This is a genomic window from Nocardioides turkmenicus (assembly GCF_011045035.1).
Classification (GTDB): domain Bacteria; phylum Actinomycetota; class Actinomycetes; order Propionibacteriales; family Nocardioidaceae; genus Nocardioides; species Nocardioides turkmenicus.
Genome location: NZ_JAALAA010000019.1, coordinates 41,896 through 57,015, shown reverse-complemented (window position 1 = coordinate 57,015; position 15,120 = coordinate 41,896). Strand labels below are relative to the sequence as shown.

13 protein-coding genes are annotated in these 15,120 nt (G+C 68.7%); 7 read left to right on the top strand and 6 right to left on the bottom strand.

Annotated features, from left to right (window positions below; genetic code table 11):
- Positions 1-89: 89 nt before the first annotated feature.
- Positions 90-1,496, bottom strand: coding sequence for a CCA tRNA nucleotidyltransferase (locus G5C66_RS20175; protein ID WP_338144254.1), 1,407 nt, complete (start codon positions 1,494-1,496; stop codon positions 90-92).
- Between the two features lie 101 nt (positions 1,497-1,597).
- Here G5C66_RS20175 and G5C66_RS20170 point away from each other — a divergent pair, with 101 nt between their 5' ends.
- The 5 genes from G5C66_RS20170 to trxA all read left to right on the top strand — a co-directional run bounded on the left by G5C66_RS20170 (position 1,598) and on the right by trxA (position 8,698).
- A complete protein-coding gene (locus G5C66_RS20170) occupies positions 1,598-3,775 on the top strand; it encodes a DUF6049 family protein (RefSeq protein ID WP_165112716.1) in 2,178 nt (725 codons plus the stop codon).
- Entirely contained in the window at positions 3,772-5,409 is a 1,638-nt protein-coding gene (murJ, locus tag G5C66_RS20165) for a murein biosynthesis integral membrane protein MurJ (protein ID WP_165112715.1), read from the top strand. Before G5C66_RS20170 ends, murJ begins: the two co-directional genes overlap by 4 nt.
- 55 nt (positions 5,410-5,464) lie before the next feature.
- Positions 5,465-7,204: a protein kinase family protein gene (locus G5C66_RS20160; RefSeq protein WP_165112714.1), complete on the top strand. Its 1,740-nt coding sequence runs from the start codon at positions 5,465-5,467 to the stop codon at positions 7,202-7,204.
- 91 nt (positions 7,205-7,295) lie between these two features.
- Positions 7,296-8,273, top strand: a complete 978-nt coding sequence (gene trxB, locus G5C66_RS20155) for a thioredoxin-disulfide reductase (RefSeq protein WP_165112713.1) — start codon at positions 7,296-7,298, stop codon at positions 8,271-8,273.
- Between the two features lie 95 nt (positions 8,274-8,368).
- Complete coding sequence (gene trxA, locus G5C66_RS20150) at positions 8,369-8,698, top strand: thioredoxin (RefSeq protein ID WP_045547254.1); 330 nt, start codon at positions 8,369-8,371, stop codon at positions 8,696-8,698.
- Between the two features lie 225 nt (positions 8,699-8,923).
- Here trxA and G5C66_RS20145 read toward each other — a convergent pair whose 3' ends face one another.
- Positions 8,924-9,580 carry a GNAT family N-acetyltransferase gene (locus G5C66_RS20145; RefSeq protein WP_165112712.1) on the bottom strand — a complete coding sequence of 219 codons (657 nt, stop codon included), beginning with the start codon at positions 9,578-9,580 and terminating at the stop codon, positions 8,924-8,926.
- A gap of 67 nt (positions 9,581-9,647) precedes the next feature.
- On the opposite strand from G5C66_RS20145, the gene G5C66_RS20140 reads away from it, so the two are divergent.
- On the top strand, positions 9,648-10,964 hold the full coding sequence (locus tag G5C66_RS20140; RefSeq protein WP_165112711.1) for an aminotransferase-like domain-containing protein: 1,317 nt from the start codon (positions 9,648-9,650) through the stop codon (positions 10,962-10,964).
- A 120-nt stretch (positions 10,965-11,084) separates the two neighbouring features.
- Here G5C66_RS20140 and G5C66_RS20135 read toward each other — a convergent pair whose 3' ends face one another.
- The 4 genes from G5C66_RS20135 to rsmG form a co-directional block, all read right to left on the bottom strand.
- Complete coding sequence (locus G5C66_RS20135) at positions 11,085-12,125, bottom strand: ParB/RepB/Spo0J family partition protein (RefSeq protein ID WP_165112710.1); 1,041 nt, start codon at positions 12,123-12,125, stop codon at positions 11,085-11,087.
- 18 nt (positions 12,126-12,143) lie between these two features.
- On the bottom strand, positions 12,144-12,278 hold the full coding sequence (locus tag G5C66_RS26580) for a hypothetical protein (RefSeq protein ID WP_277602207.1): 135 nt from the start codon (positions 12,276-12,278) through the stop codon (positions 12,144-12,146).
- Entirely contained in the window at positions 12,275-13,081 is an 807-nt protein-coding gene (locus G5C66_RS20130) for a ParA family protein (protein WP_165112755.1), read from the bottom strand. The genes G5C66_RS26580 and G5C66_RS20130 overlap by 4 nt, the downstream gene beginning before the upstream one ends.
- Positions 13,082-13,360: 279 nt before the next feature.
- Complete coding sequence (rsmG, locus tag G5C66_RS20125; protein ID WP_338144252.1) at positions 13,361-14,098, bottom strand: 16S rRNA (guanine(527)-N(7))-methyltransferase RsmG; 738 nt, start codon at positions 14,096-14,098, stop codon at positions 13,361-13,363.
- 330 nt (positions 14,099-14,428) lie between these two features.
- Between rsmG and G5C66_RS20120 the strand changes: the two genes are divergently transcribed.
- Positions 14,429-14,734: a GIY-YIG nuclease family protein gene (locus G5C66_RS20120; RefSeq protein ID WP_165112709.1), complete on the top strand. Its 306-nt coding sequence runs from the start codon at positions 14,429-14,431 to the stop codon at positions 14,732-14,734.
- The last annotated feature ends 386 nt before the right edge of the window (positions 14,735-15,120 follow it).

The window sequence follows — 15,120 nt, the reverse complement described above, 5'->3', positions numbered from 1 at the left end:
GGCTTGATGGACAGAGGTCGCCCAGATGTCAACAGATGGGCTGCGCCGTCATCGGACGGATCGCCCAGGGCGTACGTCGGAGGGTTTCCTCAACGCATCGAGTCGCGCTCGGCCCACCAGTCGAGGAGCCGCTTGGCAGCCTCGTCCTCGGAGAGGATGCCCTCGTCGAGACGCAGGTCCATGAGGAACTTGTACGCAGCCCCGACGTCACGACCCGGAGGGATGTCGAGCAGCGACATGATCTGGTTGCCGTCGAGCGCGGGGCGGAGGGCGGCGAGCTCCTCCTCCTCGGAGATCCGCTCGATGCGGGCCTCGAGGGCGTCGTAGGTGCGGGCGAGGCGGTCGGCCTTGCGGCGGTTGCGGGTGGTGCAGTCGGCGCGGGTGAGGACGTGGAGCCGCTGGAGCTGGTCGCCGGCGTCGCGGACGTAGCGACGGACCGCGGAGTCGGTCCAGTCGCCGTCGCCGTAGCCGTGGAAGCGCAGGTGCAGCTCGACCAGCTTCGAGACCGCCTCGATCTCGTCGTTGGAGAAGCGCAGCGCCTTCATCCGCTTGCGGGTCATCTTGGCGCCGACGACGTCGTGGTGGTGGAACGAGACGGTGCCGTCGTCGTGGAACTTCCGGGTGCGGGGCTTGCCGACGTCGTGCATCAGCGCCGCGAACCGCGACACGAAGTCAGGTCCTCCACCCAGGCGGGACTCCTGGTCGATCGACTGCTCGAGCACGGTGAGGGTGTGCTCGTAGACGTCCTTGTGGCGGTTGTGCTCGTCGCGCTCCATCCGCAGCGCGGTCAGCTCGGGCAGCACCAGGTCGGCCAACCCGGTCTCGACGAGCAGCGTGAGCCCGCGGCGCGGGTAGGGCGCGCAGATGAGCTTCACCAGCTCGTCGCGGACCCGTTCGGCGGAGATGATCGAGATCCGCGAGGCCATGTCCTTCATCGCCGCGACGACCTCGGGGGCGACCTCGAAGCCGAGCTGGGCGGCGAAGCGGGCCGCCCGCATCATCCGCAGCGGGTCGTCGGAGAAGGAGTCCTCGGGCGTGCCCGGCGTCCGGAGAACCCGGGTCGCCAGGTCGACGACACCCCCGTAGAGGTCGACGACCTCACGGCCCGGGAGGCGCACCGCCATCGCGTTGACGGTGAAGTCGCGGCGTACGAGATCGTCGGCAAGGGAGGTGCCGTAGGCCACCTCCGGCTTGCGGGAGTCGGCCGAGTAGGCCTCGGAGCGGTAGGTGGTGACCTCCACCTGCCACGGGCCCTTGCGGGTGCCGATGGTGCCGAAGTCGCGGCCCATGTCCCACAGCGCCTCGCCCCACGTACGCAGGATCTTCTCGGTCTCCTCGGGACGGGCCGAGGTGGTGAAGTCGAGGTCGTTGTGAGGACGGCCGAGCATCGCGTCGCGGACGGGGCCACCGACCAGTGCCAGCTCGTGGCCGTCCGCAGCGAAGGCCTCGCCGAGGGAGTCGATCACCGGTGCGATACGGTCCAGTTCAGCTGTCACCGATCGCTGAACATCGGCGACGCTGATCGGGGGAAGCTGGCTGTCGGACACAACGCCGCAGTCTACGAGGACCGCACCCCCGGAAAGATATTCTCGAAGTCATGCCAGTCCGCCAGCATCAGGCGAGGCCGCCGCGGCCACGCGGGCGAGCCGCCGCCGCACTCGTCCTGGCGCTGCTGGCACCCCTGCTGTTGTGGCTGTCCCCGGCGCCCGCCCACGCTGTGGACGAGCCCGCGGAGACCGACCCGCTGGCGGTGAGCATCGACGAGCTCGACACCGTGAGCCTCGACGGCCGCACCAAGGGCCGGATCACGGTGCGCGGCAAGGTCGTCAACACCACCGAGGACGAGTGGAACGGGGTCAGGATCTACCCGTTCATCGGCGACACGCCGATGACCACCTCCGAGGAGCTGGCCGAGGCGGCGAAGATGCCCGCGGACGCGCTGGTGGGCGAGCGGATCGTGGCCGAGGGGGCGTACGCGACGGTCCCCGACCTCGCTCCCGGCGAGACCTATTCGTGGTCGCTCAAGCTGCCCCGCAAGCTCCTGCACGTCACCCAGGCGGGCGTCTACTGGTTCGGCGTGCACGCGCTCGGCGCGCCCAGTCCCACCACCGCCGACGGCCGCGCGCGCACCTTCCTCCCGCTGGTCAAGGAGCCCAACAAGAAGGCCAAGGCCCAGAAGGTCTCGCTGGTCATGCCGCTGCGACGCAGCGTGGTCTACAACGCCGACGGCAGCGTGAACTACCTTCGCGGCTGGACCCGCGACCTGAGCGCTGGCGGCCGCCTCTTCCGGATGCTCGAGACCGGCACCGAGATCCCCAGTCTGACCTGGGCCATCGACCCCGCGCTGATCGATGCCGTACGCAACCTCGCCGAGGGCAACCCGCCCCGCGACCTGTCGCCGACCGACGGGAGCGGCGAGGAGCCGGAGGAGAGCGGGAGCCAGAGCGCCTCGCCGTCCGTCTCCGCGCTGCTGCCGAGCGCGCCGGCCAGTGCCGACACCGCCGCCGCGAAGACCGACGAGGAGACGGAGGCCGCGCAGAAGGCCGCGAAGGTCTGGCTGGGCCGCCTCGAGAAGGCACTCGCCGGCCACAACCTGCTGGCGCTCCCGTACGCCGACCCCGACCTGTCCGCGCTCGCGACCAACGACCCCGACCTGCTCGCCACCGCCCGGGAGAAGACCGCCCAGGCGCTCACCGAGCTCGGCATCAAGGCGACCTCGGCCGTCGCCCCGCCGACCGGCTATCTCGACCGCGCCGCGGTCAACCTTCTCGAGCCGGGTTCGGTCAACCTGGTCAGCGACCGGATGTTCCGCGGCTCCGCGCCGGTCGTCGCCGACCTCGACGGCCACCAGATGATCGTGACCTCGTCGGGGGCCGCCGCCGGCGGGCCGGGACCCAACGACCCCGTCGACGCCGTCTCCGTGCGCCAGCGGATCGTCGCGGAGGCCGCCCTGCGCCGGGGCTCCGGCAAGCCGCTCGTGGCGGTCATCCCCGACGGCTGGCACCCGCCGCAGACCGCGGCATCGTTCGTCACCCCGTGGGAGAAGGCTCCCTGGATCGCGTCGTCGACGCTGTCCGAGGCCGTCGCCGGACACAAGCCGACCTCGGTCACCGTCGACCGGCTGCGCTACCCGCGCCGCGAGATGAAGGCGGAGGTCTCCGCCGACCGGATCAGCGCCGCCAAGGAGCTCATCGGAGCAGGCGAGCTGCTGCAGCGCGTACTGACCCACAACGACGAGGTCGCCGACGACGTCGTCAGCGAGGCCCTGACCACGACCTCCTACTCCGCCCGCAAGGGCGACACCGACTCGGCCGCGAACGCGCTCGACCACATCAGCTCCGAGCTGAGCTCGATCACCGTCAGCGTCCCGCCGAAGGTCATCCTGTCCAGCATGAAGGGCGGCGAGTTCCAGGTCACCCTGAGCAACGAGCTCGACGAACCGGTCACGGTTCGGCTGGACGCCATCACCGACGACTCGCTCCGGGTCGCGACCTCCGAGCCCGTCCAGCTCGATGCCAACTCGAAGGCGAGCTTCAACCTCGCGGCGAGCATGCACGACACCGGCACCCACACCGCCCTCATCGTCGTCACCGACACCAAGGGCAACCCGCTGGGCGCCCACGCCTCCGTCCCGATCCGCCCCTCGCAGGTGAGCGGGGTGATCTGGTGGTTCGTGGGCACCGGCTGCGCGCTACTCTTCGCGGCGATCGCCGTGCGACTCACCCGGCGCATCATGAAGGCCAAGAAAGTCCGTACGTCCACAGGAGCGATGTGACAGCCACCGAGCAGAAGTCCGGCGGAAGCTCGGTCCTGGCCAACAGCGCGGTGATGGCCGCGGGGACGATGTTCTCCAGGCTCAGCGGGTTCCTCCGGTCCGCCCTGTTGGTCGCGGCCCTGGGTTCCGGGTTTCACGCCGACGTCTTCAACATCGCCAACACCGTCCCCAACATGCTCTACATCCTGCTGGCGGGCGGCGTCTTCAACGCGGTGCTCGTCCCGCAGCTGGTGAAGGCGCAGAAGAACGACGAGGACGGCGGGGCTGCCTACACCGACCGGATCATCACGCTCGCCGGGCTCTTCCTCGGCGTCGTCACCATCCTTCTCGTCCTCGGGGCGCCGCTGCTGATGCGCCTCTACCTCGGCGCCGACTGGTACACGGCCGACAACAAGGCCCAGCTCGAGTCGGCCGTCGACTTCGCCCGCTGGTGCCTGCCGCAGGTCTTCTTCTACGGGATGTTCGTGCTGGTCGGGCAGGTGCTCAACGCCCGCGGCAGCTTCGGACCGATGATGTGGGCGCCGATCGCCAACAACATCATCGCGATCTCCACCCTGGTGCTCTACCTGGTCGTCTTCGGCCCCTCGAACTCCGGCGGCTACACGACCGGCCAGGAGACGCTGCTCGGCCTGGGCTCCACGCTCGGCATCGCGCTGCAGTTCCTGCTGCTCCTCCCGGTGCTGCGCAAGGCTGGCGTACGCTTCCGACCCCGCTTCGACTTCCGCGGCGCGGGCCTCTCCCAGACCGCGAAGCTGGGCATGTGGACGGTGCTCTTCGTGGTGGTCAACCAGATCGCCTACACGATCGTGACACGGCTCGCCTCTACCGGTTCGGCCGCCGAGGGCACCGGTTACACGGTCTACTCCAACAGCTTCCTGGTCACCCAGGTGCCCCACTCGATCATCACGGTCTCGCTGGCGACGGCGATCCTCCCGATCCTGTCGCGCCACGGCGCCGCCGGCGAGCTGCCGGAGCTGGGACGTACGTTGTCCCGGCAGCTGCGCAACGCGCTCGCCATCGTGATCCCGATCGCCGCGCTGCTCCCGGTGCTCTCCGAGGACATCGCCCACCTCCTGTTCGGCTACGGCGCCGGTGCCGACGCGTTCAAGGACTACGCCCCGACGCTGTCGGTCTTCGCCGCCGGGCTGGTCTTCTTCACCATCCACTACCTGCTGCTGCGCGGCTTCTACTCGCTCGAGCAGAACCGCACCGTCTTCTTCATCCAGTGCTCGGTCGCGGCCACGAACATCGTCGCGGCGGTGCTGCTGACCAGGGCGTTCCCGGCGGAATACACCGCCGCCGCCCTGGCCGGCGCCTACTCGCTGTCCTACCTGGTCGGCTCCGTGGTCTCGTACGTCGTGCTCAAGCGCACCCTCGGCGACCTCGACGGTCGCGGGCTGCTGGCCTTCCTCGCCCGCCTGGTCATGGTGACCGTGGTCGCCGCTGCCGCTGCCTGGCTGCTGCGCACCGGGCTGGGCCTGATCAACGACGAGCCGACGATGGTGCTGGCCTTGATCGGTGCCGCTATCGTCGGGGCGCTGCATCTCGGCATGCTGCTCCTCGGGGCGCAGGCTGCCCAGGTCAAGGAGCTGACCACGATGGTGCAACAGGTTGCCCGACGGTTGCGTCGTTGACCACCATCGGACAGCCACCGCACTGTCTGGCAAGGTCTGAAAGAATGGGTCCGATATGGAGTTCACGCAATCAGGCGACGTCCTCGCCGGCAGATACCAGCTGACGGATCTGCTGAGCGAGTCCCGCGAGGGACGCTTCTGGCGCGCCCAGGACGCGGTGCTCGGCCGCCCGGTTGCCGTGCACGTCCTCGACGCCCACGACGAGCGGGCGCCCCGCCTGATGGCCGCGGCCCGCAACTCCGCCGCCGTCGGTGACCCCCGGATGCTGCGCGTCCTCGACGCCGCCCAGACCGACCAGGTGGCGTACGTCGTCAACGAGTGGGGCGAGGGTGCGTCGCTGGAGAACGCGCTGGCAGCCGGTGGTCCGCTGCCTCCGCAGCAGGCCGCCTGGATCGCCTCCGAGGTCGCCGACCTGCTGGTGGTGGCCCACGACCAGGGCCATGCCCACGGCCGGCTCAACCCCGAGGCCGTGCTGCTCGACGACCTCGGCGCGGTGCGCATCATCGGCTTCGGTGTCGACGCCGCGCTGCACGGGATCGACCCTGACACCCGCGACTCCCAGCGCCGCGACCGGGTCGACGCCGTCGGCGTCCTCTACGCCGCCCTGACCGGCAAGTGGGCCGGCGAGACCCTGTCCTCGATGCCGCCGGCGCCGCGCGACCACGGCCGCGTGCTCCGTCCCCGGCAGGTACGCGCCGGCGTGCCACGGCCGCTCGACGACCTCTGCGACCGGGTGCTGGGCAGCGGCGCCGACATGCCGCCGCTGACCGCCGCCGAGCTCCACTCCGCCCTCGCCGGCTTCTCCGGCGAGCCGACCGCGCCCCTCAACCGGCCCTCGACGGTCGACGAGGACACCCAGGCGATGGCCCCGCCCGCCAAGCTCGAGCCCGCCGAGGCGCCGGCCGTGTCCAACGCCATCGGCGTCGCCCCCGAGGTCGTACGTCCCCAGCGCCAGCGTCCGTCCACGCCGCCGCCGATGCAGGACCCGACCCCGTCGAAGCCGCTCTTCGCCGACGAGACCCCCGGCTACGTACCGCCGCAGCGTCCGCAGCAGGCCCCTCCGGCCGCCCGCCGCCCGGTGGCCCCGGACGCCTCCTACAACGGCTGGCAGGGCCCGTGGACCGGCGCCAACGTATCGATCGCCGAGGAGCCCGACTACAACCAGAAGCCCGGCGCCAACTGGCTCCGCATTGCGATGGGCGTCGCCCTCGTGGTCCTGGTCCTCATCGCCGGGTCGATCGCCTGGAACATCGTCGGCGACGACCCCAACACCACCGCCGAGAACCCCGGCACCGGCAACAACGGCGGCGACACCCCGGCCGAGACCAAGCCGGCGCCGATCAAGGACATCACCGCCAAGGACCTCGACCCCCACGGCGACCCGCCCACCGAGACACCCGACCTCGTCGACCTCGTCGTCGATGGCGATCCGAACGGACTGGCGTGGCGTACGGCCCGCTACAACGACCAGATCGGCGACCGTCCGCGTTCGCTCAAGCCCGGTGTCGGCCTGGTCCTCAACCTCAAGGGCGAGTACGCCATCGACTCCCTGAAGTTCAACATGGTCGGGGAGCCCACCGACATCGAGATCTTCGTCGGTGACTCCCCGTGGACCGACGACCCGAGTGGTGCCCCTGCCGCCAAGGGCAGCGTCGGCACCGAGGGCGAGATCAAGGTCGAAGACGCCCCCGAAGGCAGCTACGTACTCGTGTGGATGACCGGCCTGCCCCAGGTTCCCGGCGGCTACCGCACCGAGGTCAAAGAGGTCCAGGTCCTCGGCGCCCCTGTCTCCTGACCGGAGTCGACGTCTCGGCGTTCAGGGCCGAGGAATGTACGTGGCCTACGATCTGTTGTGCAGTTCGCCAGCCACACCTGAGGAGCCATTGATGCCGACCCCGTCGTCCCCGACCGACCCCCGCAACGTGATCGTCGTGGGTTCCGGCCCGTCGGGCTACACCGCAGCGGTCTACAGCGCCCGCGCCGGACTGCAGCCTCTCGTCTTCGAGGGGTCGGTGACCGCCGGCGGTGCCCTGATGAACACCACCGAGGTGGAGAACTTCCCCGGTTTCCGTGACGGCATCATGGGCCCGGAGCTGATGGACAACATGCGTGCCCAGGCCGAGCGCTTCGGTGCCGAGCTCGAGCCCGACGACGTCGTCGAGATGGACCTCACCGGGCCGGTCAAGGTCATCAAGACCGCGACCGACACCCACTACGCGAAGGCCGTCATCCTCGCGACCGGCTCGGGCTACAAGAAGCTCGGCCTGCCCCGCGAGGACGAGCTCTCCGGCAAGGGCGTCTCCTGGTGTGCGACCTGCGACGGCTTCTTCTTCCGTCAGAAGCCCATCGTGGTCGTCGGCGGCGGTGACTCCGCCCTGGAGGAGGCCCTCTTCCTGACCCGCTTCGGCTCCTCGGTCACCCTGCTCGTACGCCGCGACGAGCTGCGCGCCTCCAAGATCATGCAGGAGCGTGCCTTCGCCGACCCGAAGCTCGAGATCGCCTGGAACTCCGTGGTCGAGTCGATCAACGGCGAGCTGTCCGTGGAGAGCATCACCGTCAAGGACGCCAAGACCGGCGAGCTGCGCGACCTCGAGTGCAACGGCCTGTTCATCGCCATCGGCCACATCCCGCGGTCGGAGCTGCTGGTGGGCCAGGTCGACCTCGACGACGACGGCTACGTCCTCACCCAGGAGGGCTCCACCGCCACCAACATCGAGGGCGTCTTCGCCGCCGGTGACCTGGTCGACCACGTCTACCGCCAGGCGATCACCGCCGCCGGCACCGGCTGCCAGGCCGCGCTCGACGCGGAGAAGTTCCTGGCTCACCAGGCCCACGCCGAGGCCGCTGCCACCGTCTCGGCGTGACGTCTCGTACGTTTTCTCCGGGAATGTGCCGCACAAGCCCAGCGTTCTGACCACAGACCTCCCGATACCCCGTCCCTACCGAGAAGGAACCCATCGTGGCTGACAACATGACCGCCGTGACCGACGCCGAGTTCGACTCGACCGTTCTGAAGTCCGACAAGCCCGTACTGGTCGACTTCTGGGCCGAGTGGTGCGGCCCGTGCCGCCAGGTCTCCCCGATCCTCGAGGAGCTCGCCGGCGAGCACGGTGACAAGGTCACCTTCACCAAGATGAACGTCGACGAGAACCCGGTCACCCCCTCCACCTACCGCGTCACCGGCATCCCGACCATCAACGTCTACCAGAACGGCGAGGTCGTGAAGTCCATCGTCGGCGCCAAGCCGAAGGCCGCGCTCCTCAAGGAGCTGCAGGAGTTCATCGGCTGACACCAGCTGTCACACGATGGCGCGCCACTGTCACAGTGGCGCGCCATCGTCATTTTTCGCCGAGCCGTCGGCCCCGTCGCCCGAGACGGCACTTCTGCCGGCCGAGACGTCAGTTGTGGCGGGCGAGTTGGCAGTTGTGGGCGGCGAGATTGGAGTTGTGGCGACTTGTGGTCTCGACAAGCTCGACCACCGGCTCGACCACCGGACCGTTTCACGGGAAACATTTCACTCGCCGTCGCGGTGGAGCTCGGTGGAGGCGGGAGACGGATGAGTGCGAGGGCGTACGACCTCCCGGATCCGCTCCCACGCGGACTCGAAGTCGTCGATCCAGGTGATGGTCTGCTTCAGGTCCATCCGCATCCGCGGCACGGTGGGATGTTCGCGATGGGTCTTGAACCCGACGCGGCCCAGGAAGTCGGCAGGAGCGGCACAGCGGCGGCCGTGGATCCCGCTCATCGGCCCGACGTCACCGAAGGCCTCGATGGCCCGGCACTCACCCCGTTGCACCAGGTCACGGGCCATTCCCTGCACCAGCATCCGGCCGATCCCGCCACCGACGTGGCGCGGATCGATCCACACGGTGGTCATCAGGACCGCATCGGCAGACACCGGCCCGGAGGGGAACGAGGCCACCCGCGGGACGAAGACCGGTGGCGCGTAGAGCACGAACCCCACCGGCTTGCCGTCGACGACGGCGACCCGACCGCACGACCCCCATTCGCGGAGCACCTCGGAGATCCACGCCTCCTTGGCAGCGATCGTCTGTGAGGAGGCCACGCGGCGATGGCCGACCGGATCGCGCTCCCAGAACAGACAGGCACGGCACGGCGCCGGGACCTCGGCGAAGAGGTCCAGCGTCAGCGGCAGGATCCGGCGTGCCATGTCTCACCCTTGATCATCGGTTAAGGGTCTGTCACCAGCGTATGCGATCCTTCATGATGGTGACACCATGACTGATCTTCCCCAGCGCGCAACATCATCCCGCCTCGACCCCTACGCCGACCGATACGCCGCCCGCACGGCAGGCATGACGGTCTCGGAGGTGCGAGCTCTCTTCGCAGTCGCAGCGCGCCCGGAGGTCGTCTCGCTCGCCGGCGGCATGCCCAACATCTCCAGCCTCCCGCTGGACGTGGTCGGCGACTCGATCAAGGATCTCGTGCTGAGCCAGGGCCCGACCGCGCTGCAGTACGGCGGCGGCCAGGGCGACCCCGTGCTCCGCGAGCAGATCTGCGAGGTCATGCGTCTGGAGGGCATCGAGGCCCACCCCGACGACGTCGTCGTCACCGTCGGGTCCCAGCAGGCCGTCGACCTGGTCACCCGCGTCTTCTGCGACCCCGGCGACGTCGTGATCTGTGAGGCCCCTTCGTACGTCGGGGCCCTTGGTGTCTTCAAGGGCTATCAGTGCGACGTGGTGCACGCCGAGGTCGACTCCGAGGGCCTCATCCCGCATGCCCTGGAGCAGGCGATCGTCTCCACCAAGGCCTCCGGCCGCAAGGTGAAGTTCCTCTACACGATCCCGAACTTCCAGAACCCGACCGGCGTCACCATGACCGCCGAGCGCCGCACCCAGATCCTGGAGATCTGTCGGCGCCACGACATCCTGGTGCTCGAGGACAACCCCTACGGCCTGCTCGGCTTCGACGACGAGCCCCGCCCGGCGATGCGAGCCCAGGACCCCGGCGTCATCTACCTCGGCTCCTTCTCCAAGACGTTCTCCCCCGGCCTGCGCGTCGGCTGGGCGCTGGCCCCCTCCGCGATCCGCGAGAAGCTGGTGCTCGCCCAGGAGTCGGCGACGCTCTGCCCGCCACCGTTCAACCAGATGGCCGTCTCCGCCTACCTCTCCAACCACGACTGGCAGGGCCAGATCAAGGAGATGCGGGAGATGTACCGCGAGCGCCGCGACGCCATGCTCGACGCGCTCGAGGACTACATGCCCGCGGCCTGCACGTGGACCAAGCCCGACGGTGGCTTCTTCGTGTGGCTGACGCTCCCTGCCGGCATCGATTGCAAGGCGATGCTGCCCCGCGCGGTCACCGCCCGCGTCGCGTACGTCCCCGGCACCGGCTTCTTCGCCGACGGCTTCGGCGCCTCCTCGATGCGGATCTCCTACTGCTACCCCACCCCGGAGCGGATCCGGGAAGGCGTACGTCGCCTGGCCGGCGTCATCGAGGCCGAGATGGAGCTCCTGGAGACGTTTGGTGCGACCGGCCCGATCCCGGGTCTGCCGATCCGCGGTGCCGAGCACCCGTCGACGAACACGCAGTAGCTCGACAACTACGCCCCAGGGGTCATCTCGACAAGCTCGATGACCGTGGTCGAGCCTGTCGAGATGGCCACCTGAAATCTCTCTACCTATTTGTCGACAAAACGCTTTAGCGCTTGGTCTCTAAATGGATTCGTCTGCTGCCGGTGACATCAGGTCGACGATCCGACGCAGGTCGTCCAAGGTGGCGAACTCGACGGTGATCTTTCCCTTGGAGCGTCCCAGATCGACCTTGACGCGAGTGTCGAAGCGGTCCGAGAGCCGGTCCGAGATCTCCTTGAGCCCTGGTGCGGTCGGCTTGGCCCGGCGCACGCGAGGAGTGGCGAAGGCGTCGCCGTCAGGGTCACCCAGGGCGACGATCTCCTCGAGACCGCGCACCGAGATGCCCTCGGCGACGACCTTCTGCGCCAGCTTGTCCTGCTGCGCCTCGCCGTCGACCGCGAGCAGCGCCCGGGCGTGACCGGCGGAGAGCACGCCCGCGGCGACCCGACGCTGCACCGACGGCGACAGCTTCAGCAGCCGGATCGTGTTGGAGATCTGCGGGCGTGAGCGACCGATCCGCTGGGCGAGCTCGTCGTGCGTACACGCGAAGTCGTTGAGCAGCTGCTGGTAGGCGGCCGCCTCTTCGAGGGGGTTCAGCTGCGAGCGGTGGAGGTTCTCCAGGAGCGCGTCGCGGAGCATGTCGGTGTCATCGGTCTCGCGGACGATCGCCGGGATGACATCGAGGCCGGCCTTCTGGGTGGCGCGCCAGCGGCGCTCACCCATGACCAGCTCGTAGGAGTCGGTCGCCACCTTCCGGACGACGATGGGCTGGAGAAGGCCGATCTCACTGATCGAGTGGACCAGCTCGGCCATCGCCTCCTCGTCGAAGACCTGCCGAGGCTGCACGTGGTTCGGGTGGATCTGCTTCACCGGAAGCTCGGCGAAATATGCCCCGTCGACGGGCGCCAGATCCGAATTCTCGATCTGGCGGCCTTCCGTCGAGTCGGTGGACCCAGGGTCCACGGATGGGCCAGAAGTCGCTCCAGCGGAAAGGTCCGAATGGCGGACGTCCGACTGGACAGCGGCGCCGTCCGTCGACTCGTTTCCGCTCGCGGCAGGAGCGGTCGGGATCAGCGATCCCAGACCGCGTCCGAGACCACGCTTCGGCGGCTGCTTGCTCATATTTCGGTGTCCCCCATGTCAGTTTCTTGCTGCTTCGCGGGTGGTCTCGACAGGCTCGACCACCGATGTTCCGCCGGCTTCGCGGGTGGTCTCGACAGGCTCGACCACCGATGTTCGGCCTGGCCTGCCGGTGATCTCGACAAGCTCGATCACCGCTGCTCGCCCTGCTTGGCGAGCTCCTTCGCCGCCTCGAGGTAGCTCAGCGCACCCGGCGAGCCGGGGTCGTACGTCATCACGGTCTGCCCGAACGACGGCGCCTCGGACACGCGCACGGCGCGGGGGATGAACGTGCGCATCACGGTGTCGCCGAAGTGCTCGCGCACCTCCTCGGCGACCTGGGAGGCGAGGCGGGTGCGGGCGTCGTACATCGTGATCAGCATCGAGGAGACCTTCAGCGACGGGTTGAGCGCGGCGCGCACCATCTCGACCGTCTTGAGGAGCTGGCCCAGACCCTCCAGCGCGTAGTACTCCGCCTGGATCGGGATCATCACCTCGGTGCTCGCGACCAGCGCGTTGACCGTCAGCAGGCCCAGAGACGGCGGGCAGTCGATGAGCACGTAGTCCCAGCGGTCCTCGGCATCGCCGACACGAGGGGACCTCGCCAGCGCGGTCTTCAGGCGCTGCTCCCGTCCCTCCTCCTCGACCAGCTCGACCTCGGCGCCGGCCAGGTCGATCGTCGCCGGCACCAGCTCGAGACCGTCGAGCTTCGGCACGGGCACCACGACGTCCTCGAGCGCGGCGCCCTCGACCAGGACCTCGTACGTCCCCGGCGTCCCCTGGTAGTGGTCGACGTCGAACGCGGTGCAGGCGTTGCCCTGCGGGTCGAGGTCGATGACCAACACCTTCTGGCCGAGCTGAGCCAGCGCCGCGGCGATGTTCACCGTGGACGTGGTCTTGCCGACGCCACCCTTCTGGTTGGCGGAGACGATCACCCGCGTGCTCGCGGGACGCGGCATCGGCGGCCGGTTGCTCGCGGCACCGCGCGCCAGGAGCGTGTGCTCGGCGGCAGCGGCCAGCGGCGTCGCCTCCGTGGCGAAGTCGTTGTCGAAGGAGGCGATGTCGCCGGCCGTACGGAGCCTGATCGACACCGGTTCGTCGGTTTCACGTGAAACGGCGCTCTGCGTGCTCTCGTCCTCGTACGGCATAGTTCCTAACCCTCCATAGCCGGTGGTCGAGCCTGTCGAGACCACTCGGTCGAAACGAGCTGTCGTGGTCTCGACGGGCGCGACCACCAATCAGCGGCGCTTCTTCTTGCGGGATCCGCCTTTGGACCCCTTCTGCCCGCCCTTCGGGACCGGCGGCCAATCTACCCGTGCGGGATCGGACCAAACCACCCGAACCGCGACAGTTGTCGTCTCCAAAACGCCTACACCGAGCTCCGAGACGGACGGCGGCGCGCATCCCCACTTCTTCAGGGTCGCGTCCGCCTCCTCGATCTCCGTCTCGATGCTCGACCCCTTCATCGCGACCAGCGCACCGGTGGGCACCACCAGCGGCATCGACCAGTCGAGCAGCTTCCCCAGGCCGGCCACCGCCCGCGAGGTCACCACGTCGAACCCGAGCTCCCCGTGGAAGGCGTCCGCCCTCCCCCGCAGCACCGTCACGTTCTCGAGACCGAGATCCTCGGCGACCTCCTCGAGAAAAGTCGTACGCCGCAGCAGCGGCTCGATCAGGGTGATCTGGAGATCCGGGCGAGCGATCGCGAGGACCAGTCCCGGGAGCCCGGCGCCGGACCCGATGTCCGCCACCGCCACCCCCACAGGGATCACCTCCCCCAGCACCGCGCAGTTGAGGATGTGCCGATCCCAGAGCCGCGGAACCTCCCGCGGCCCGATCAGCCCCCGCACCACTCCCGCGTCGGCCAGCCAGGCGGCGTACTTCTCCGCGAGCTCCAACCGGTCGGCCGGAAACACCTTCTCCGCTCGCGGGTCGATCCCCCCGACCCCCTCCACGCCCTCACGTTCCTCGCTCACACCCAAACTGTTTCACGTGAAACGCGCATCCAAGAACTCCCCGCACCGCCGGTCGAGCCTCCTTGGTGGTCGAGCTCCTGGTGGTCGAGCCTGTCGAGACCACCACCGCTCCTGCACATGAAGAGGTCTCGACAAGCTCGACCTCCGTATGACTCGCCGACCGGTGGTCGAGCTTGTCGAGACCACCCAGCCGACCAGAGTCACCTCGCCGGACCCGATGACCGGTGGTCGAGCTTGTCGAGACCACCACACCCTGCAAAGAGGTCTCGACAGGCTCGACCTCCTTGCTCGCCCTCTGAAACTGTCGGTGCTCGCGCTCATGATGAGGACATGGCTTACACCTACATGCTTCTCTGCGCAGACCGAACCCTCTACGTCGGCAGCACGACCGACCTCGAACGCCGGATGACCGAGCATCGCGTCGGCCTCGGGTCGGAGTACACCCGACATCGCCTTCCGGTCGAGCTGGTCTGGTACGAGCAGTACGACGACGTCACCCATGCCTTCGACCGGGAGAAGCAGATCCAGAACTGGAGCCGCGCCAAACGCCTCGCTCTCATCAGAGGGCAGCTCGGCGATCTTCCCCGTCTCGCGAACACGTCGCGGACACCCCATCCGCTGCCGCCTCCGGAGTGAAGGTCATCTCGACAAGCTCGATGACCGCCGCTCGCCCGACACATGGTCATCTCGACAGGCTCGATGACCGGTGGTCGAGCTTGTCGAGACCACCCACGCAACCAGACTCATCTCGACAGGCTCGATGAGCAGAATCCGGTGGTCTCGACAGGCTCGACCACCTCCCCGTTTCACGTGAAACACACCCTGCGATGAACCCTTCGCCAACGGTCCCGCGAGCGGGTCCGTAAAGAGGCCTTCCAGGTGCCGGGTGCGCTAAAGTCCGCGAGCAGCCTCGCGCGAATCTGATGCAACCGCGCACGCTGCTCGAACGTCTTAGTCGTAGATCGTCGCACCTCGAGTGCGACCCCAGCGGCCCGCGCGATCGGGCCACCTTCCCTGACCCC

What these genes read in the sequence shown, in the direction of transcription:
- G5C66_RS20170 (WP_165112716.1), top strand. Translation starts at nt 1,598, where the DNA reads ATGCCAGTCCGCCAGCATCAGGCGAGGCCGCCGCGGCCACGCGGGCGA.
- G5C66_RS20160 (WP_165112714.1), top strand. Translation starts at nt 5,465, where the DNA reads ATGGAGTTCACGCAATCAGGCGACGTCCTCGCCGGCAGATACCAGCTG.
- trxB (WP_165112713.1), top strand. Translation starts at nt 7,296, where the DNA reads ATGCCGACCCCGTCGTCCCCGACCGACCCCCGCAACGTGATCGTCGTG.
- G5C66_RS20145 (WP_165112712.1), bottom strand. Translation starts at nt 9,580, where the DNA reads ATGGCACGCCGGATCCTGCCGCTGACGCTGGACCTCTTCGCCGAGGTC.
- G5C66_RS20140 (WP_165112711.1), top strand. Translation starts at nt 9,648, where the DNA reads ATGACTGATCTTCCCCAGCGCGCAACATCATCCCGCCTCGACCCCTAC.
- G5C66_RS20135 (WP_165112710.1), bottom strand. Translation starts at nt 12,125, where the DNA reads ATGAGCAAGCAGCCGCCGAAGCGTGGTCTCGGACGCGGTCTGGGATCG.
- G5C66_RS20130 (WP_165112755.1), bottom strand. Translation starts at nt 13,081, where the DNA reads ATGCCGCGTCCCGCGAGCACGCGGGTGATCGTCTCCGCCAACCAGAAG.
- G5C66_RS20120 (WP_165112709.1), top strand. Translation starts at nt 14,429, where the DNA reads ATGGCTTACACCTACATGCTTCTCTGCGCAGACCGAACCCTCTACGTC.